At 73.4% G+C, this 19329-nt stretch carries 15 protein-coding genes and 1 tRNA gene; 6 read left to right on the plus strand and 10 right to left on the minus strand.

The window, feature by feature from the left end:
* Positions 1-7: 7 nt before the first annotated feature.
* Positions 8-1153: a 4-hydroxyphenylpyruvate dioxygenase gene (gene hppD / locus ACFZP7_RS13900; RefSeq protein ID WP_019325671.1), complete on the minus strand. Its 1146-nt coding sequence runs from the start codon at positions 1151-1153 to the stop codon at positions 8-10.
* A gap of 125 nt (positions 1154-1278) precedes the next feature.
* Between hppD and ACFZP7_RS13905 the strand changes: the two genes are divergently transcribed.
* Genes ACFZP7_RS13905 through ACFZP7_RS13925 form a run of 5 tightly spaced genes read left to right on the plus strand, consistent with a single transcriptional unit; the run spans position 1279 to position 5566 of the window.
* Positions 1279-1761 carry an Lrp/AsnC family transcriptional regulator gene (locus tag ACFZP7_RS13905; RefSeq protein ID WP_019325672.1) on the plus strand — a complete coding sequence of 161 codons (483 nt, stop codon included), beginning with the start codon at positions 1279-1281 and terminating at the stop codon, positions 1759-1761.
* Positions 1762-1793: 32 nt separating this feature from the next.
* Complete coding sequence (locus ACFZP7_RS13910; RefSeq protein ID WP_031019538.1) at positions 1794-2441, plus strand: ABC transporter permease; 648 nt, start codon at positions 1794-1796, stop codon at positions 2439-2441.
* The gene (locus ACFZP7_RS13915; RefSeq protein ID WP_046250832.1) at positions 2434-3735 is read left to right on the plus strand and encodes a betaine/proline/choline family ABC transporter ATP-binding protein; all 1302 of its coding nucleotides are present in this window, start codon (positions 2434-2436) and stop codon (positions 3733-3735) included. The genes ACFZP7_RS13910 and ACFZP7_RS13915 overlap by 8 nt, the downstream gene beginning before the upstream one ends.
* Complete coding sequence (locus ACFZP7_RS13920) at positions 3732-4577, plus strand: ABC transporter permease (protein WP_031019540.1); 846 nt, start codon at positions 3732-3734, stop codon at positions 4575-4577. Before ACFZP7_RS13915 ends, ACFZP7_RS13920 begins: the two co-directional genes overlap by 4 nt.
* Positions 4574-5566 (plus strand): glycine betaine ABC transporter substrate-binding protein, encoded by a 993-nt coding sequence (locus tag ACFZP7_RS13925; protein WP_031019542.1) that lies wholly within the window; start codon positions 4574-4576, stop codon positions 5564-5566. The genes ACFZP7_RS13920 and ACFZP7_RS13925 overlap by 4 nt, the downstream gene beginning before the upstream one ends.
* Before the next feature lie 21 nt (positions 5567-5587).
* Here the strand turns inward: ACFZP7_RS13925 and ACFZP7_RS13930 are convergent, their stop codons facing one another.
* The 4 genes from ACFZP7_RS13930 to ACFZP7_RS13945 form a co-directional block, all read right to left on the minus strand.
* Entirely contained in the window at positions 5588-6379 is a 792-nt protein-coding gene (locus tag ACFZP7_RS13930; protein ID WP_031019543.1) for a PDZ domain-containing protein, read from the minus strand.
* Positions 6380-6457: 78 nt separating this feature from the next.
* The gene (locus ACFZP7_RS13935) at positions 6458-7117 is read right to left on the minus strand and encodes an IclR family transcriptional regulator (protein ID WP_019325678.1); all 660 of its coding nucleotides are present in this window, start codon (positions 7115-7117) and stop codon (positions 6458-6460) included.
* A 300-nt stretch (positions 7118-7417) separates the two neighbouring features.
* Entirely contained in the window at positions 7418-9214 is a 1797-nt protein-coding gene (locus ACFZP7_RS13940; protein WP_019325679.1) for a DEAD/DEAH box helicase, read from the minus strand.
* 153 nt (positions 9215-9367) lie between these two features.
* On the minus strand, positions 9368-10819 hold the full coding sequence (locus tag ACFZP7_RS13945; RefSeq protein ID WP_031019545.1) for an MFS transporter: 1452 nt from the start codon (positions 10817-10819) through the stop codon (positions 9368-9370).
* Positions 10820-11022: 203 nt separating this feature from the next.
* Here ACFZP7_RS13945 and ACFZP7_RS13950 point away from each other — a divergent pair.
* Positions 11023-11097: transfer RNA gene (locus ACFZP7_RS13950), tRNA-Cys, on the plus strand.
* On the opposite strand, the gene ACFZP7_RS13955 is transcribed toward ACFZP7_RS13950, so the two are convergent.
* The 5 genes from ACFZP7_RS13955 to ACFZP7_RS13975 form a co-directional block, all read right to left on the minus strand.
* Complete coding sequence (locus ACFZP7_RS13955; protein ID WP_385634522.1) at positions 11066-11626, minus strand: SUKH-4 family immunity protein; 561 nt, start codon at positions 11624-11626, stop codon at positions 11066-11068. The genes ACFZP7_RS13950 and ACFZP7_RS13955 overlap by 32 nt on opposite strands.
* 173 nt (positions 11627-11799) lie before the next feature.
* Complete coding sequence (locus tag ACFZP7_RS13960) at positions 11800-14118, minus strand: xanthine dehydrogenase family protein molybdopterin-binding subunit (protein WP_125773682.1); 2319 nt, start codon at positions 14116-14118, stop codon at positions 11800-11802.
* A complete protein-coding gene (locus tag ACFZP7_RS13965) occupies positions 14115-16592 on the minus strand; it encodes a 2Fe-2S iron-sulfur cluster-binding protein (protein ID WP_385634523.1) in 2478 nt (825 codons plus the stop codon). Before ACFZP7_RS13965 ends, ACFZP7_RS13960 begins: the two co-directional genes overlap by 4 nt.
* Positions 16589-17482: a xanthine dehydrogenase family protein subunit M gene (locus ACFZP7_RS13970; RefSeq protein ID WP_019325683.1), complete on the minus strand. Its 894-nt coding sequence runs from the start codon at positions 17480-17482 to the stop codon at positions 16589-16591. The genes ACFZP7_RS13965 and ACFZP7_RS13970 overlap by 4 nt, the downstream gene beginning before the upstream one ends.
* Positions 17483-17706: 224 nt before the next feature.
* Positions 17707-19329, minus strand: a complete 1623-nt coding sequence (locus tag ACFZP7_RS13975; RefSeq protein ID WP_385634524.1) for a beta-N-acetylhexosaminidase — start codon at positions 19327-19329, stop codon at positions 17707-17709.

Raw genomic sequence — 19329 nt, forward strand, 5'->3', positions numbered from 1 at the left:
GCGTCCGTCAGAGGTTGCCGCGCTTGGCCTGCTCGCGCTCGATCGCCTCGAACAGGGCCTTGAAGTTGCCCTTGCCGAAGCCCATGGAGCCGTGGCGCTCGATCATCTCGAAGAAGACGGTCGGGCGGTCCTGGACCGGCTTGGTGAAGATCTGCAGCAGGTAGCCGTCCTCGTCGCGGTCGACGAGGATCTTCAGCTCGCGCAGCGTCTCGACGGGGACCCGGGTCTCGCCGGCCCACTCGCCGAGGGTGTCGTAGTACGAGTCGGGCGTGTCCAGGAACTGGACGCCGTTCGCCTTCATCGTGCGCACGGTCTGCACGATGTCGTTGGTGTTCAGCGCGATGTGCTGGACGCCGGCGCCGCCGTAGAACTCCAGGTACTCGTCGATCTGGGACTTCTTCTTGGCGACGGCGGGCTCGTTGATCGGGAACTTCACCTTGAGGGTGCCGTCGGCCACGACCTTCGACATCAGCGCGCTGTACTCGGTGGCGATGTCGTCGCCCACGAACTCCTTCATGTTCGTGAAGCCCATGACCTTGTTGTAGAAGCCGACCCACTCGTTCATCCGGCCCAGTTCGACGTTGCCGACGCAGTGGTCCACGGCCTGGAAGGTGCGGTGGGCGGGGGGCTCGACGATGGGGGCGGCGGCGACGTAGCCGGGCAGGTAGGGGCCGTCGTAGCCGGTGCGCTCGACCAGGGTGTGGCGGGTCTCGCCGTAGGTGGCGATGGCGGCGAGGACGACGGTGCCGTGCTCGTCCTTGACCTCGTACGGCTCCGCGACGGAGCGGGCGCCGTGCTCGACGGCGTAGGCGTGGGCGGCGCGCGCGTCCGGGACCTCGATGGCGAGGTCGACGACGCCGTCGCCGTGCTCGGCCACGTGCCGGGTGAGGAACTCGCCCCACTCGGTGGACGGCTTGATCACCGAGGTGAGGACGAAGCGGGCGGAGCCGTTCTCCAGGACGTAGCTGGCGGTCTCGCGGCTGCCGTTCTCCGGTCCGGAGTAGGCGACCAGCTTCATGCCGAAGGCGGTGGAGTAGTAGTGCGCTGCCTGCTTGGCGTTGCCCACGGCGAAGACGACCGCGTCCATTCCCTTGACCGGGAAGGGGTCGGCCTGCCGGGCGGTGTCGGGAGTGTGGTGTGTGGTCTGCGTCATAGCCGCAGGGTCTCCCGCGTCTGCAAGGTGCGCAATAGTTTGCGCGTTCACTGGGCAACCTGCCCAGTGATACGGCGGTCCTGGCGGGCGATCTGTACAGGATGACCAGCCTGGAGGGGTGCGGAATGGGCATAGACCGGCTGGACGGACGGATCATCGGGCTGCTGGCCCGGGAGCCGCGGATCGGGGTGCTGGAGATGTCCCGGCGGCTCGGGGTGGCGCGCGGCACCGTGCAGGCGCGCCTGGACCGGCTTCAGTCGAACGGAGTCATCCGCGGATTCGGCCCGGAGGTGGACCCGGCGGCGCTCGGCTACCCGGTGACCGCGTTCGCGACGCTGGAGATCAGACAGGGCCAAGGGGCCGATGTACGGGCGCACTTGGCGACCGTGCCCGAGGTGCTGGAGCTGCACACCACGACCGGCACCGGGGACATGCTGTGCCGGCTGGTGGCCCGCTCGAACGCCGATCTCCAGCGGGTGATCGACCGGGTTGTCGGTTTTGATGGCATCGTCCGGGCCGCCACGGCGATCGTCATGGAGAACCCCGTTCCGCTGCGGATCATCCCGCTGGTGGAGCAGGCGGCCCAGGACAGCGGCAGACGCGACTGAGACCGGTGCGACGTTCCCGGAGGTGAGCGGGCGTGAACTTCTGGGAGTTCCTGGGCAGCCGCCACCAGCAACTGCTCGCCGACGCCTACCAGCACGCCAGCGCCGTCTTCCAGTGCATGGTCGTGGCGACGCTGCTCGGCGTGCTGATCGGCGTCCTCACGTACCGCAGCGAGTGGGCGGGGAACCTGGCGACGCTGGGCACCTCGACCATCCTGACCATCCCGTCGCTGGCCATGATCGGTCTGCTCATCCCGATCGTGGGCCTCGGCGTGCCGCCGACGGTGACCGCGCTGACGCTGTACGGGCTGCTGCCGATCGTGCGGAACTCGATCGTCGGCCTGCGCGGGGTCGACCCGGCGCTGGTGGACGCGGCCAAGGGCATCGGCATGTCCCGGGCGGCCCGGCTGCTCAAGGTGGAGCTGCCGCTGGCCTGGCCGCCGATCCTCACCGGCATCCGCGTCTCCACGCAGATGCTGATGGGCATCGCCGCCATCGCCGCCTACGCCTCCGGACCGGGGCTCGGCAACGAGATCTTCCGCGGGATCGCCTCGCTGGGCAGCAAGAACGCCCTCAATCTGGTGCTCGCGGGCACGCTCGGGATCATCGTCCTGGCGCTGCTGTTCGACGCCGCGTACGTCCTGCTGGGACGGCTGACCATCCCGAGGGGGATCCGTGTCTGAGAACGGCAACGCCGACACCACCGGGGCCACCATCGAGCTGGAGTCGCTGACCAAGCGCTACCCCGGCAATCCGCAGCCGGCCGTCGAGAACGTGTCGATGCAGATCCGGGCGGGCGAGACGGTGATCTTCGTCGGGCCCTCGGGCTGCGGGAAGTCCACCACCCTGAAGATGATCAACCGGCTGATCGAGCCCAGCGGCGGACGCATCCGCATCAACGGCGAGGACGTCACCGACATCGACCCGGTGAAGCTGCGCCGCAAGGTCGGTTACGCCATCCAGTCCTCCGGCCTCTTCCCGCACATGACCGTCGCCCAGAACATCGCGCTGGTCCCGAAGATGATCGGCTGGTCGAAGTCCCGCATCCGCTCCCGGGTGGAGGAGATGCTGGATCTGGTCGGCCTGGACGCCGGGGAGTTCCACGGCCGCTATCCGCGCCAGCTCTCCGGCGGGCAGCAGCAGCGGGTGGGCGTGGCACGGGCGCTGGCCGCCGATCCCCCCGTGCTGCTGATGGACGAGCCGTTCGGCGCGGTCGACCCGATCACCCGGGACCACCTCCAGGACGAGCTGATCCGCCTCCAGCACGAGCTGCACAAGACGATCGTCTTCGTCACCCACGACTTCGACGAGGCGATCAAGCTGGGCGACCGGATCGCCGTGCTGCGCGAACGCTCCCACATCGCGCAGTTCGACACCCCGGAGGCCATCCTCACCAACCCCGCGGACGACTTCGTCTCCGGTTTCGTGGGCGCGGGGGCGGCGCTGAAGCGGCTGAACCTGACGCGGGTGCGGGACGTCGGTATCACCGACTACCCGACGGTGACCGTCGAGGACCCGCTCCAGCACATCTTCGACCGGCTCCGGGCGGCCGGCACCAACGAGATCCTGCTCCTGGACCGGCGCGGCCGGCCCTACAAGTGGCTCAGGCGCGGCGACCTGATGCGGGCCAAGGGCTCGCTGGCGCGGGCCGGGACGCTGGTCCACGACACGGTGACCCGGGACGCGACCCTGCGGGACGCGCTGGAGGCGGTGCTCACCGACAACACGGGGCGGGTCGCGGTCACCGGGCGGCGCGGCGCGTACGAGGGCGTCGTCGACATGGAGACGCTGCTGAACTCCGTGCACGAGCTGCTGGAGGCCGACCGGCTGGACGCGCTGGAGCACCAGCACGACCTGGAGGAGGCGCGGGCCGAGCAGACCCACGCGGAGCAGGAGGGCTTCGGGGGCGCCGGAGGCACAGGAGGCATGGGAGGCACAGGAGGCACGGGAGGCATCGGAGGGGAGGCGAAGGCGTGAGTACGTCCGGCCGAGGGCCCGGGACCGACGAACCGGCCTACGAGGACGCGGACCGGGACGAGTTCGAGCACGAGCCCGCTCCCCCGTCCCCGGCGGCGACCCGGCGGCGGGTCGGCTGGCGGAAGCTGACCTTCCTGCCCGCGCTCCTGGTGGCCGTGCTGCTGGCGACCTGGCTGTGGTTCCGGCAGGCCGACCTGGACGCGCTCAGCCGCAACGCGCTCTCCGACGGCCAGGTCACCAAGGCCCTGTGGCAGCACGTGCAGCTGACGGTGATCTCGACCTTCTTCGTGCTGATCATCGCGATCCCGCTGGGCATCCTGCTCACCCGCCGGATGTTCCGGAAGGCGACCCCGGTGGCGATGGCCTTCGCCAACATGGGCCAGGCGACCCCGGCGATCGGTCTGCTGGCGCTGCTGGTGATCTGGCTGGGCATCGGCCGCCGCGCCGCCCTGATCGGCATCATCGTCTACGCCGTCCTGCCGGTGCTCTCCAACACCATCGCGGGTCTGAAGGCGAACGACCCGACGCTGCTGGAGGCGGCCCGCGGCATCGGCATGTCGCCGCTGGGGGTGCTCACGCGGGTGGAGCTGCCGCTGGCCGTCCCGCTGATCCTGGCCGGGGTGCGCACCGCCCTCGTCCTCAACGTCGGCACGGCGACGCTGGCCGTCTTCGGCGGGGGAGGCGGGCTGGGCGTGCTGATCACCACCGGCATCACCAGTCAGCGGATGCCGGTCCTGGTGCTCGGCTCGATCCTCACCGTGGCCCTGGCGCTGCTGGTGGACTGGCTGGCCTCGCTCGCCGAACTGATGCTGCGGCCCCGGGGCCTGGAGGTGCGGACATGAGCGCGCGACCCGGTACCGGAGGCGGGCGGCGCCGTACGTGGCTGCTGACGGCGGCGCTGCTGGTGGCGGCCTCCGGCTGCGGGCTCACCAGCGGTTCCCCGATGGTCGACGACGTGGAGCCCGGCACGATCGGGAAGGGTCGGCCGCTGGAGGGCGCCGATCTGACCGTGGTGTCCAAGCAGTTCACCGAGCAGCTGGTGCTCGGCGCGATCATGGGCATCGCCTTCCAGGCGGCGGGCGCGGAGGTGCTCGACCGCACCGGCATCCAGGGGTCGGTGGGCACCCGGGCGGCGGTGGAGAACGGCGACGCGGACGCCACGTACGAGTACACGGGCACCGCGTGGATCACCTACCTCGGGCACAGCGAGCCCATCCCGGACCCGCACGAGCAGTGGGAGGCGGTGCGCGAGGAGGACCTGGGGAAGGGGCTGACCTGGCTGCCGCCGGCCGAGCTGAACAACACCTACGCGCTGGCCATGAACCAGGCCAACTACAAGAAGTACCGCACGAAGACGCTGTCCGAGGTGGCCGAGTTGTCGAAGACCGACCCCGGTGCGGTGACGCTGTGCGTGGAGGTCGAGTTCGCCAACCGCGCCGACGGGCTGCCGGGCATGGAGAAGGCGTACGGGATGGACGTCCCGGCCCGGAACATCACCGAGATGGACACCGGGATCATCTACACCCAGACCGCCGACGGCGCCTGCACTTACGGCGAGGTGTACACCACCGACGGGCGGATCAAGTCGATGAACCTGGTGGTGATGGAGGACGACAAGAAGTTCTTCCCGAACTACAACGCCGCCCCGATGATCCGCACCGACACCCTGAAGAAGTGGCCGGCGATCGCGTCCGTGCTCGCACCGGTCACCGAGGCGCTCACCAACGACGTCGCACGGGACCTGAACGCGAAGGTCGACGTGGACGGGGAGGACCCGCACCAGGTGGCGCTGGACTGGATGGTCGACAAGGGCTTCGTGAAGGAGGGCTGAGCGCCGCCCGGCCGAAGCCGCTCAGCAGGCGGGGACCTCGCCCTTGCCCGAGCCGAGGGCCCGCAGCGCGTCGACCGCGCCCTTCAGGGTGGTGACCGGGACCAGCCGCAACCCCTCGGGCAGCTCGGCCTCAGCGTCCGAGCACTCCGCCTTCGGCACCAGGAAGACCGTGGCCCCGTCCCGCCGGGCCGCCTGCGTCTTCAGCGGTACGCCGCCGACGGCGCCCACCTTTCCGTCGGCGGTGATCGTGCCGGTTCCGGCGATGACGCGGCCGCCGGTCAGATCGCCGCCGGAGCCGTCGCCGTCCAGCTTGTCGATGATCCCGAGGGAGAGCAGCAGACCGGCGCTGGGGCCCCCCACGTCGCCCAGGTCCAGCCGGACGCGGATGTCGGAGTCGTCGAGGTCCAGGTAGTTCAGCGCGGCCGTCGTCGCCGTGTCCTGCGACTCCCGCATCTGGTCCAGGTTGTACTTCTCGATCTCCTCGACGTCGCCGCCCTCGGGGTACACGGCGTCCCGCGGCATGACCGCCCGGTCGGTGTCGAACCAGTTGCCGAGCACGTCACCGAGCGAGACGTGCGCGTCGGGGCCGGTCGCCACGATCGTCGTCATCCGCAGCTGCCCCTCGGTGTCCCGGGTCGGCGCGCCCGAGATCCTGATCACCTCGTCGCCCTGGTACTCCGTGAGCACATCGGCCGTCGACCCCGGCTGCGCCACCGCGAACGGCAGCGGCGCGAACGCGGCGGTGGCGAGCAGCGCCACCACGGGGGCGGCGCAGACGGCGAGGGCCTGGGGACGCGTGAGACGAGAGAGCACGGGGTCAATCTAACGCGAGGCCGCTGCCGCGCAGGGCGGCGGGCGGCCGGCCCCACGCGGCTCTCCGGCCCAGGGGCGTCACCGCAACGCCTCGGCCACCTCCCGCGCCGCGTCCATCACCCGCTCCCCCACCCGCTCGGGCACGACCTCGGCCAGCATCACCACACCCACGCTGCCCTCCACCCCCGTCACCCCGAGCAGCGGCGCGGCCGCCCCGCAGGCGCCGGCCTCCAGCTCGCCGTGGGTCAGGGCGTAGCCGGGCCACTCCCCGTCCTCCTCGGCGGGCGGCACCTGCTGCCGGGCGGAGAGGATCGCCTTGCCCGCGGCCCCCCGCTCCAGCGGGTGCCGGAACCCGGCCCGGTAGGCCACGTGGTAGTCCGTCCAGGTCGGCTCGACGACGGCCACGGCCAGCGCCTCCGCGCCGTCCACCAGCGTCAGATGGGCCGTCGCCCCGATGTCCTCGGCCAGCGAACGCAGCGCCGGCATCGCCGCCTCGCGCACCAGCGGGTGCACCTGGCGGCCGAGCCCCAGCACCCCCAGCCCGACCCGGGCGCGTCCGCCCAGGTCACGGCGTACGAGTGCGTGCTGCTCCAGCGTGGCCAGCAACCGGTACACGACGGTCCGGTTCACGCCCAGTTTGTGGGAAAGCTCGGTGACGGTCAGCCCGTGGTCCGTATCGGCCAGCAGTTTGAGGACCCGCAGTCCCCGGTCGAGCGTCTGAGAGGTCTCCGCGGTCACGACGCCCACTCCTTAGTGGTGAGGCGGCGGCCCCCTCGCGGCGGATGCGTCACCGAGTCCCGTCAGTGACGCGCTTCAGAGGCCGCCGATCGGCTGACGGCCCGGCCTTGTGCCCGGGCCCAGTCGCTTCACGGCTGCGCTCCGCGGCGGCGCTGCCACGGGGCGTGTGCGTAGCGGGACAGTAGCGACCAGGTTCGCTCAGCGGAAGGCTCCGTCCAGAATCCGGGCGGATACCGGCGCCGACCGGCGGTGTTTGTCCCGGTACGTACACGGCCCGCGCAGACCGCCGTACCCCGCCCGTCACTTCATGCGGGTGGCCCACTCCTGCACCTTGGCGATGCGCTGGCGCAGCTGCCCGGCGGTGGCCTCGGCGCTGGGCGGACCGCCGCACAGCCGGCGCAGCTCGGTGTGGATCACGCCGTGCGGCTTGCCGCTCTGGTGGACGTAGGCGCCGACCATGGTGTTGAGCTGCTTGCGCAGCTCCATCAGCTCCTTGTGCGAGACGACCGGCCGCCGCTCGGCGGGCAGTTCGAGCAGGTCGGCCTCGCCGTCGGGCTTCTTGCGGCTGTGCGCGATCTGCCGGGCCTGCCGCTTCTGGAGCAGCAGCTGCACCTGATCGGGCTCCAGCAGCCCCGGGATGCCGAGGTAGTCCTGCTCCTCCTCGCTGCCCGGGTGGGCCTGCATGCCGAACTCGGCGCCGTTGTACATGACCCGGTCGAAGGTCGCCTCGGACTCCAGGGCCTCGAAGGCGAACTGCTCCTGCTCGCCGGTGTCCTCGTCCTGCTCCCGGTTCGCCTCGTCCATCTCCTTCTCGGACTCGGCGTAGGGGTCCTCCTCGCCCTCCTTCTTGGGCTTGTCGAGGACGTGGTCGCGCTCGCGCTCCATCTCGTTGGCGAAGGTGAGCAGGTCGGGCACGGTGGGCAGGAAGACGGAGGCCGTCTCGCCGCGGCGCCTGGACCGTACGAAGCGGCCCACGGCCTGGGCGAAGAAGAGGGGGGTGGAGATGGTGGTGGCGTACACCCCGACCGCCAGGCGCGGCACGTCGACGCCCTCGGACACCATGCGGACGGCGACCATCCAGCGGTCGGTGCCCTGGCTGAAGGTGTCGATGTTCTTGGACGCGCCGACGTCGTCGGAGAGGACGACGGTGGCCTTGCTGCCGGTGATCTCGCGGATCAGCTTGGCGTAGGCGCGGGCGGAGTCCTGGTCGGCGGCGATGACGAGGGCGCCGGCGTCCGGGATGGCCTTGCGCACCTCGGTCAGCCGCTGGTCGGCGGCGCGCAGCACGGCCGGCATCCACTCGCCGCGCGGGTCGAGCGCGGTGCGCCAGGCCTGGCTGACGGCGTCCTTGGTCATGGGCTCGCCGAGCCGGGCGGCGATCTCGTCGCCGGCCTTGGTGCGCCAGCGCATGTTGCCGCTGTAGCTCATGAAGATGACGGGGCGGACGACCCCGTCGGCGAGCGCGGAGCCGTAGCCGTAGGTGTAGTCGGCGGCGGAGCGGCGGATGCCGTCGTTGCCCTCCTCGTACGTGACGAAGGGGATGGGGTTGGTGTCGGAACGGAACGGCGTGCCGGTGAGCGCGAGGCGGCGGGTGGCCGGCTCGAAGGCCTCCAGGCATGCCTCGCCCCAGGACTTGGAGTCGCCGGCGTGGTGGATCTCGTCCAGGATCACCAGGGTCTTGCGCTGCTCGGAGCGGTTGCGGTGCAGCATCGGGCGCACGCCGACGCCGGCGTAGGTGACGGCGATGCCGTGGTACTCGCGGCTGAGCGGGCCCGCGCTGTACTCCGGGTCGAGCTTGATCCCTATGCGGGCCGCGGCCTCGGCCCACTGCTTCTTCAGGTGCTCGGTGGGCGCGACGACGGTCACCTGCTGCACGACGTGGTGGTGCAGCAGCCAGGACGCCAGGGTCAGGGCGAAGGTGGTCTTGCCGGCGCCGGGCGTGGCGACCGCGAGGAAGTCCCGGGGCTGCTCCTGGAGGTACTTCTCCATCGCCCCCTGCTGCCAGGCCCGCAGCTTGCTGGCGGTGCCCCACGGGGCGCGGCCGGGAAAGGCCGGGGAGAGGTGGTGCGAGGTGCTGGAGCTGGCGGTGGTAGTCACGGTCTCCGAAGGGGGTAGAACGGCTCGGCCACGTATGACAACCGGGCCACCCTACCGGCGCCCGGAGGCGACCGGCGTCCGCGGCGGGGCGGGTCACCCCCGGGTGGGACGGACGTCACAGCCTCCCCGTGCGCCCCACGGCCCGGCGGGGGCTCACCGCTCCCGCACCCGGGTCGCCACCCACGCTCCCGCCAGCGCCACCCCCGCCATCGGCAGGAACACCGCCGCGAAGGCCGCCGGGTGGGAGCCGGTCGCCTCGGTGGCCGCGTGGCTCACCGTGCCGCCGCCGAGGGCCGCGAAGGCCGCGCCCGTGGCCGACAGCAGGACGACGTTGGAGAGGCCGTCGGAGATCTGGAGGGCGGCGGAGTTGGTGCCGGCCTCCTCGGGGGCGGAGAGCTTGAGCAGCAGGACGCTGGTGGAGGAGATCACCAGGCCCATGCCGAAGCAGCCGAAGCCCCAGGCGACGGCCACCGTCCAGGCGGGTACGGCGTCGATCAGCACGCTGGGCGCGGTCGCGATGGCCGCCGCCACCAGGGCCATGCCGAGGGCCATCAGGCGCTCGCGGTGGGGTTCGAGGCGCGGCCGGGACTGGATCCAGGAACCGGCGGCCCAGGTCGCGCCGCCCGCGGCCAGGGAGAGCCCGGCGAGGGTGGGGCTGAGGCCGCGCTGGGTGACCAGCATCAGCGGGACGAAGGACTCGGCGGCGATGAAGGAGCCGGCGGCGACGCCGCGCAGCAGGACGACGGAGGGCAGTCCGCGCACCGCCCGGTAGGTGCCGCGCGGCAGCAGTCCGAGGACGGCCGGGACGAGCAGCGCCACGCCCGCCGCGCCGGGCAGCAGGGAGAGCGGGCGCAGGTCCTGGGCGGCGTACTGGAGCAGTCCGGCGCCCAGGGAGATGGCGAGGGCGAGGCGGATGCGGCGGCGGTCGAAGGAGGCCGGCGCCTCCGCACCGCCCACGGGGCCGGAGGCGCGGCTGCGTATCTGCGGCAGCGCGAGGGCCAGCGGGATCACGACCAGCACCGGGATGCCGACGAACACCCAGCGCCAGCCCAGGTGCTCGGTCACCGCGCCGGAGGCGAGCGGCCCGACGATCGAGGGGACGACCCAGCCCGCCGCGAACGCCGCCATGATCGCGGGCCGCAGCCGCTCGGGGTAGGCGCGTCCCACGACCACGTACAGGGCGACGATGACCAGGCCGCCGCCGAGGCCCTGCACGGCCCGGCCGAGGATGAACAGCCACATCGCCCCGGCCGTCCCGGACAGCACCAGACCCGCCGCGAAGGCCGCGATCCCGCCCGTCAGCGGCGCCAGCGGTCCCCGCCGGTCCGACCACTGCCCGGAGAGCACCATCCCGAACAGGCTGGTGGTGAAGTAGCCCGAGAACGCGAACGCGTACAGCGACACCCCGTCCAGCTCCCGCGCGGCCACCGGCATCGCGGTCCCCACCGCGGTCGCCTCGAAGGCGATCAGCACGACGACGGAGACGATGCCGATGCTCAGGGCGCGGTAGGCGCGGCTCAGCACGGTCTCGGCGGGCGGGGTCGGGCCGACGGGGGCCGGGGCGGGGACGGCGACCTCGGTGTCGCGGGGCTCAGGGACGGTCATGGTCGCCAGAGTAAGGGCCGAAGCGCGCTTTGACCCCTGTCGGGAGGCGGTACGGGACCGGGACCTTGGTCGTACGACCGGCGCCGCCCGCCACCGCCCGGGCGCCTTCATGAACGGCGTGTGGCAGTCGTGTTGCGGGGGCTCCGGATGCCTTGAGCCTCTTCTGCCGCCCCGCGTACGGTCGGGTCACCGAGTTCGCACTCGACCGTGTACCCGAGTGGTTCAGGGGCCGGCCTGCAAAGCCTGCTACGTGGGTTCGATTCCCACCACGGTCTCCATCGCCGCCGCGCGCCGCAGCAGCCACAGCGTGAAGACGAGGGTCGACACGTCCGGGGTGAGCGGGCGCAGGCGCGCCTCGCACGGGTGCCAGGTCAGGACCGTGCCCGTCGCCCCGTCCACGACCACGTCGCTGCCGTCGGGCAGCCGGCCCAGCCGGACGAGGTGGCCGGCCGCCTCGCCGAGGGCCCCGTCGCCGTAGTGCTCCGCCAGGGTCGGCAGCGGTATCCCGTCGTCGTCCGCCGCGAGCGGGAACGCGTCGTCCGGCAGGCCCGTCTCGCTCAGGAAGCGGCGGGTGGGCTCGTGGGTGAGGGCCGGCGGGAAGTCGATGTCCTCGTAGCGGGCCACGCGGCCCCGGCCGAACTCGCCGGTCAGCGCCCGGTAGGACAGGTCCAGGGCGAGGCCGGAGACCGTACGCCGACCCGCGGACACCAGCAGGCAGCCGATCACCGCCGCCGACGTCCAGAACAGCGGCACGCGCGCGGGTGTCCGCGTCGCCGTGTCCGCCGTGTCTGTGGTGGCCTCGTGCATCTGTCTCCCCCGAGTGTGCGTGGGCGCGCTCCGTGCGGGGGGAGCGTCAGCCGTCCCCCACTGCCTCGCAGCCTATGGGGCACCACTGACAACGGCCCGGCGCACCGGACGCGCCCTTCCCCCTGTACAGACGCGTCCCGCACCTCGCGCGTTGCCTCACGCGCGCGGGCGCCTCAGTTTCCCGTCACCACCGCGGCCTGCGGCCGGACCGGGAGGCGGTTGACCGGGCGTCCGGTGGCCGCGCGCACCGCCGAGGCGACCGCCGCCGGGGAGGCCACCACCGGTACCGCGCTGACCGCCTTCGCGCCGAAGGGGGCGACCACGTCGCGCTCCTCGACGAGCTTCACGATGCGGATGTCCGGGGCGTCCAGCGCGGTCGGCAGGGCGTAACCGGTCAGGTCGGGGTGGCGGATCAGGCCCCGCGGGGTGCGCAGATTCTCCGTCAGCGCGATGCCGACGCCCTGGGTGACGCCCGCCTCGATCCGAGCGGTCAGCTGGGCCGGGTTCAGCACCCGGCCGACGTCCTGGGCGACGGCCAGTTCCACGACCCGTACCGAGCCGATCTCGATGTCGACGTCGACCACCGCGCGGATCGCGCAGAAGGACATGCCGACGAAGGCGTCGCCCTGGCCGGACTCGTCCAGCGGCTCGGTCGGGTGCGGGCGGCACTGGGCGGTGGCCCACAGCTCCTTGCCCTCCAGCGCCTCGGCGACGGTGGTCGACAGCACCCCGTCGTACGAGGTGATCTTGCCGTCGGCGATCTGGAGCAGCTCCGTGGACATCCCGAACTGGTGGGCCAGGGGCTGGAGGAGCTGGGTGCGGACCATCTTGGCCGCCCGCTCCACCGCACCGCCCGACACCCAGGTGTGGCGTCCGCGGCAGCCCGGGCCGGCCGGGGGCTGGTCGGTGTCCACGGGCGCCACGTGCACCTCGTCCACGCCCAGCGTCTCCTGCACGATCTGCCGGGCGAGCGTGGTGAAGCCCTGGCCGGTCTCGACGGCCGCGCACAGCACCGTCGCCACCCCGTCCTGGACCTTCACGGTGGCCGTGGAGACCTCGTCCGCGCCCTCCGCGCCGAGCATGTGCACCATGCCGATGCCGTAGCCGACGCCCCGGCGCACGGCGCCCGGTTCGCCCGCGCCCTCGGGACCACCGGGCAGCAGCCACTCGTCCTCGGGGGTGTCCTTGGGCAGTGCGGGCAGCGGGAAGTCCCGGACCGCCTGGAGGAGTTCGGCGACCGGCGCCGGGCAGGTGACCGTCTGGCCGGTGGGGAGCACGTCGCCGGTGGCCAGCACGTTGCGCAGCCGCACCTCGGCCGGGTCCAGACCGAGCTTCTTGGCGATCTTGTCCATCTGCGCCTCGTAGGCGGCGCACACCTGCATGGCGCCCTCGCCGCGCACATGGCCGGAGGGCGGGTTGTTGGTGCGGACCGCCCAGCCCTCGATGAAGGCGTTGGGGACCACGTACGGACCGCAGGCGAAGGCGACGGCGGCGGCCAGGGCGTCGGAGGAGGTGTCGGCGTAGGCGCCCGCGTCGAGCAGGATCTGCGCCTCGACCTTCACCACACGGCCCTCGGCGTCCGCGTGGTGGCGGTAGCGCAGCAGGGTGGGGTGGCGGTGCACGTGGCCGAGGAAGGACTCCTCGCGCGTGGCGGTCAGCTTCACCGGGCAGCCGGTCTTCAGGGCCAGCAGGCCCAGCGGCAGCTGGAAGCCCTGGTCCTCGCGGTCGGCGGTGGCGCCGGGCACCCCGGTCACGACGACCTTCACCTGTTCGGGCGACAGGCCGTAGCAGGCGGCGGCCGTGTCGCGGTCGCCGTGCGGGTCGGTGGAGGCCAGGTACAGCTCCACGCCGCCGTCCGGACGCGGTACGGCCAGGCCGGCCTCGGCCCCTATGGGCGCCGGGTCCTGGCGGCCGATGCGGTACAGGCCCTCCACGACGACCTCGCCGGCCGCCTCCGGGTCGCCGTGCCGCAGCGGGATGTGCCGGACCAGGTTGCCGTCCGGGTGCAGCGGCTCGGCCTCGAAGGCCTGCTCCGGGTCGGTGACCGGTTCGAGCACCTCGTACTCGACGATGACGGCGGCGGCGGCCATCCGCGCGGTGTCCGGGTGGTCGGCGGCGACGGCCGCGATGGGCTCGCCGTGGTGGCGCACGACCTCGGAGGCGAACACCGGGCGGTCGGCCCGGGAGCCGCGCCCGTGCAGCGGGGTGCCGGGCACGTCCTCGTGCGTGACGACCGCCCGTACGCCCGGCATCTCGCGCGCGTGGCTGGTGTCGATGGAGACGATGCGCGCGTGCGCGTGCGGGGAGCGCAGCACGGCCGCCCAGAGCAGGCCCTCGGCCCACAGGTCCGCGGCGTACGGGAAGGTGCCCTCCGTCTTGGCGCGGGCGTCGGCGGGCGGCAGGGACGCGCCGAGGCCGTGCGGGATCGGCTCGGGGGCGGGGGCCGCCTCGGTGGTTCCCGCGGCCTCCGCAGTCGCGGCGTCGTTGCTCACGCGTGGCCTCCGTCCTGGCCGTGGGACTGGTCCCCGTGGGGCTGATCCCCGTGGAACTGATCCCCGTGGGGCTGACCCCCGTGGGGCTGGTCGCCGTAGGGCCGGTCGGGCGGGCCCCAGGCTCCGGGTGCGGGTGTGTCCGGCGCTCCCGGCGGGTCGGCGGGTTCGAAGGCGGAGGCGTGGACACCGCCCGAACCCGGGCCCGCCTGGTGCGGGATGCGGGGCTCCTCGGTGTCCGTCTCGGGCGACTCGGCGGCGTGCGCCTCGCGTTCGGCGACGACCTCCTTGACCGCCTCCAGGACGCCCCGGTAGCCGGAGCAGCGGCACAGGTTGCCGCAGAGCGCCTGCCGGGTCTCCAGCTCGGTCGGCGCCGGGTTGCCCTCCAGGAGGTTGTGCACGGTCATCGCCATGCCGGGCACGCAGAAGCCGCACTGCACCGCCCCGCGCCGGGCGAGCGCCCGCTGCACGTCGGAGGGCTGCCCGTCGGCGGCCAGGCCCTCGACGGTGCGCACCTCGCTGCCGGCCGCGGTCACGGCCGGTACCAGGCAGGAGGCGACGAGCCGTCCGTCGACCTGCACGTTGCAGGCGCCGCACTCGCCCTGCGAGCAGCCGTCCTTGGCGCCCGCGAGGCCGAGCCGCTCACGCAGCACGTACAGCAGCGACTCGCCGATCCAGGCGTCGGTGACGGGCCGGTCGGCACCGTTGACACGCAGGACGTACGACGCGAGGGGGTGTTCCTCCTGCGCGCCGACGGGGCCGACGGCCTCGGCGGAGTCGGCCAAGTCGGGTGAACCGGAGGGGCCGGGCCCGCCCGGCTGCTCGTCGGGGGCCTGCTCGTCGGAAGCCTGCTCGCCCGCGTCGGCCGCGTGGTCCGAAGCGGTCGGAGCGGCCTCGACCGCCTCCACGGCCGGAGCGCCCTCACCGGCGTCGCCGGCCTCGACGGTCGCGGCGGCCTCGGCGGCCTCGGCGGTCGGCCCGGCGGCCGCCTCGGCCGATACGGAGCCGCCGCCGTCGCCGGCCGGCGCCTCCCGGGCGGCGTCGGGTCCGGCGGTCGGCGGCCCGGACCGCGGGACGTCCGCCGCCTGCGGGACGTCCGAGGAACCCGCCTCGGGCGTGCCGCCCGTTCCCGGCAGCTCGGCGGTCTCCTGTACGTCGGCCGCTTCCGGCACCTCGGCGGTGTCCGGCTCCCCGGTGCCTTCGCCCGGTCCGGCGGCGTCCGGCGTCCCGGCCGCTTCCGGGTCCCGAGCGGGGTCGGCGCCCCGGCCGGCTTCCGCGCCGTGCCCGGGGTGCGGCTCCTGCGCGGAACCGGCGGAGGCGGAGCCCGTCAGCGGCCCTTCCGCGGCCTCTCGCACCGCTTCCGGGCCGGAACCGTCGGCGCCGCCCGCCGAACGGCCTGCGGGCCCCACAGCGGCCCCGTCGGCCACCTGAGGGACTTCGCCCCCAGGAGTCCCGCCCGCCTCCTCGGAGGCGTCGGCCTCCCGGAGGCCGCCGTGCCCGGAGAAGGCGTCAGGCCCTCGGGAGTCCGCGGGCTCGTGGAAGCCGCCGGACCCGTGGAAGCCGTCCGGCTCCTGGAAGTCACCGGGCTCCCGCACGTCCCCGGACTCCTGGAAGCCCTCGGCCTCCCGGAACCCGGGATCCGGGTACGCGCCGGTCGCCGCCGGGTCGTGCGGCGTCGCGTCGTGCAGGGGTCCGTGGGCCGCCGGTTCCCGGTGATCGCCCTCCGGAGCGGGCGCCGCGGGCGCCCCCGCGTACGGGTCGGCGGTGGGCGCGGCCGTGCGGTCGCCCCACGGCTGCCCGGCCGACTGGGTCGCCCAGGGCGCGGGGGCCCCGCCGGGCAGGGTGGCCGGTGCGGTGCCGCCCCACTGCTCGGCCAGGGACGACTGGGTGAACTCGCCCGACTCGTCCGGCAGGTCGCCGCCGGCGACGGGGATGGACCACTGCCCGGTCACGTCCTGGCCGGGAGCCGCCCCGGCCTCGGGGGCCGGGCCCTCCGCCGCCTCGGCGGCGGCCCCGGAGAAGTCCCACTGGCCGGTGGGCGCGGGCCGGTAGGCGAACCGGTCGTCGTGCCCGGCGTGCGCGCCGTACGGCGCCGCCCCGCCGTAGGGGTCCTGCTGCGGGTACTCGGCGTACCCCTGCCCCTGCTGGTGCGGGGCGGCGGTCCCCTGGCCGGCGTCCGGGTCGTGCCACTGGGCGCCGTCCACCGGCGCGGTCGGCATGGCCCAGCTGCCGGTGGCCGCCGGATCGGTGCCGGCGGTCGTGGCGGGCGCCACCGTGATCTGCGGCGGCACATAACCGTGGCCGGGCGCGGCGAGCGGGCTGTCCGCGGAGGCCAGGAGCGCGTCCACACCGCCCTCCGGGAGCTTCACGAAGGCGGTGGCACCGTCGTCGTAGTCGCCCTGGGGCAGCGGGTCCCAGCGTCCGCCGCTGGGGGGCGTGCCCTGTCCGTGCCGGTCGTCGTGCTGGTCGTCGGTCACGACAGCGCCCTCCCCAGTGCTCGTCGGGCCAGTGCGGCGACGGTGCGCCGCAGGTGCAGTACGGCGGGCGGCAGCTGCGGTACGGAGCCGTCCTCCGCCGGGGCCGCCTCGGGGATGCAGGCGGCGGCGACGTACTCGCCGAAGGCGTGCAGCGCCTCCGGGACGATCGCCCGGCCGTTGTCCCAGTCGATGAGGGAGGCCACCCACTGCTCGGCCTCCAGGGGCCGCAGCGGCATCGGCGCGATGGCGCCGACGGCACAGCGCACCCCGCGCCGGGCGGGGTCCAGGACCAGCGCCACGGAGGCCGTGGCGCGGCCCGGGCCGGTGCGGCCGGTCGCCTTCAGGAAGACCTGCGGGGCGTGCAGCAGCGGCACGCGCACATAGCCGATCAGCTCACCCGCGCGGAGCATCTCCATGCCGGCCAGCAGGTGGGAGACCGGCATCTCGCGGCGGGCGCCGCCCGGGCCCGCGATGATCAGGGTCGCCTCCAGGGCGGCCAGCACCGGCAGCGCGTCGCCCGTCGGGGCGGCGGAGGCGATGTTGCCGCCGAGGGTGCCCGCGTTGCGGATCTGCGGCGGTCCGGCGGCGCGCGCCGCGGCGGCGAGCGCCGGGATGAGCGCCGCGAAGTCGGGGCGGCCCATGCGGGCGTGGGTGAGTCCCGCGCCGAGCAGGGCGTGTCCGTCCTGGTACTGCCAGCCGCGGATCTCGCTGATCCGCCCGAGGCCCACCAGCGCGGCGGGCCTGAGCTGCCCGGAGTTGACGGCGGTCATCAGATCGGTGCCGCCCGCGACCGGCACGGCGGCGGGCATGGCGGCCAGCGCCGCCACGGCCTCGTCCAAAGTCGTGGGCAGCGTGACGGCCTGCGCCGCCTGCGGTGCGTGCGTGGTCAAACCGACTGCCCCTTCCCGCTGTCCCACCTGGTCCCGCCCATGTGGCCGTACCGTACGACCTCACAGGGCGGACGTGGCAACTCTGGCACATCTTCGCAGGGGCCGAACGCGGGGGTCCGCTAGGAGGCATTCGCCCACCTCATAGGCGAGATGACCCGATTTGATCCATCTTCTACGCACATCGGGCACGTACCGGAGGTGGGCGGAGTCGGGGACGTAGCGCCCTACTTGTTCGGCGGCGGTCCGTCGATCGGCCGGCCGAGGACGCCGGGCCGCCGCTGCCAGGGCAGCGGTCCGCCGGGCGGGCGGTAGGCGACGCCCAGGGCGTCAAGTCGCCGGTAGTGGGCGGCCATCCGCCGCTCGAAGGCGTCGAAGTCCCGCTCGCCCGGAGCGGGCAGGGTGCTCCAGGAGACCTCCGCGAACGCGGCGAGCCGGGGGAACGTCTGGTAGTCCACCCGCTGCTGGTTCTCCATCACCTCGGTCCACACGTTCGCCTGGGTGCCGATGACGTGTTCGGCCTCGTGACTCGTCAGCTCCGCGGGAACCGGTTCGAACCGGTAGACGTCCTCCAGGGTGCGCACGAAACCGATCGGCACGGGCTCGTCCTCGCCGGCGTGCTGACGGTGGTCGAGGTACACCTGCTGCTCGGGGCACATGACCACGTCGTGTCCGGCGCGCGCGGCGGCGATCCCGCCCGCGTACCCGCGCCAGGAGGACACGGCCGCGCCCTTGGCGAGCCCGCCCTCCAGGATCTCGTCCCAGCCGATGAGGCGGCGCCCGCGCTCGGCGAGCCAGGTGTCGAAGTGCTGGATGAACCAGGACTGGAGTTCGTCCTCGCCGGCGAGTGCGAGTTCCTCGATACGGGCCTGCGCGGTGGCCGAGCGCCGCCACTGTTCCTTGGGGCATTCGTCGCCCCCGATGTGGATGAACTCCGAGGGGAAAAGCTCGAGGACTTCCTCGAAGACGCCCTCGTAGAAGCGCAGGGTGTGGTCGGTGGGGGCGAGGACGTTCGGGGAGACGCCCCAGGTGTCCCAGACGGAGAGGGCGCCGGTGTCGACGACGTCGGTGTTGCCGAGTTCCGGATAGGCGGCGATGGCGGCCTGGGAGTGTCCGGGTACGTCGATTTCGGGGACGACGGTGATGTGGCGTTCGGCGGCGTAGGCGACGATCTCCCGGATGTCGTCCTGGGTGTAGTGACCGCCGTGGGGTTTGTCCTCCCACAACGGCGAGGCGCGGTGACCGAATTTGGTGCGCGAGCGCCAGGAGCCGACCTCGGTGAGCCTGGGGTGGCGCTTGATCTCGATCCGCCAGCCCTGGTCGTCCGTCAGATGGAAGTGCAGGACGTTCAGTTTGTGGGCGGCCATCAGGTCCAGGTACCGCAGGACGCCTTCCTTGGGCATGAAGTGCCGGGCGACGTCCAGCATCAGCCCGCGCCAGCCGAAACGGGGGGCGTCCTCGATCCGGATCGCCGGCAGCCGCCAGCGGCGGCCGGGCAGCGGGGCGCGCCGGAAGGCGTCCGGGCCGAGCAGCTGCCGCAGCGTCTGGGCGCCCCAGAAGAGGCCGGCCGGGTCGCCGCCCGCGAGGCGCACCCCCGTGGGCTCGACGTCGAGGCGGTAGCCCTCGGGGCCCAGTGCGCCGTCCAGGGACAGGGTGACGGCGTCGCCGGGCCCGGTGCCGGGCGCGAGCGGCAGGCCGGTGGCCGCACCCACCTCGGCGCGCAGCCAGCGCGCCGTCCGCTCCGTGCCGTCGCCCGCCACCACCTCGGTGGCCGGTCCCAGTTCGAAGAAGCCGCCCGCGCCGGAGGTCGTCCGCCGGGGCTGGGGGATCACATCGCTCAGGTCGCTCAC

The organism is Streptomyces sp. SudanB5_2050, assembly GCF_964272335.1.
Lineage (GTDB): Bacteria > Actinomycetota > Actinomycetes > Streptomycetales > Streptomycetaceae > Streptomyces > Streptomyces rochei.

What these genes read in the sequence shown, in the direction of transcription:
- hppD (WP_019325671.1), bottom strand. Translation starts at nt 1,153, where the DNA reads ATGACGCAGACCACACACCACACTCCCGACACCGCCCGGCAGGCCGAC.
- ACFZP7_RS13905 (WP_019325672.1), top strand. Translation starts at nt 1,279, where the DNA reads ATGGGCATAGACCGGCTGGACGGACGGATCATCGGGCTGCTGGCCCGG.
- ACFZP7_RS13925 (WP_031019542.1), top strand. Translation starts at nt 4,574, where the DNA reads ATGAGCGCGCGACCCGGTACCGGAGGCGGGCGGCGCCGTACGTGGCTG.
- ACFZP7_RS13945 (WP_031019545.1), bottom strand. Translation starts at nt 10,819, where the DNA reads ATGACCGTCCCTGAGCCCCGCGACACCGAGGTCGCCGTCCCCGCCCCG.
- ACFZP7_RS13955 (WP_385634522.1), bottom strand. Translation starts at nt 11,626, where the DNA reads ATGCACGAGGCCACCACAGACACGGCGGACACGGCGACGCGGACACCC.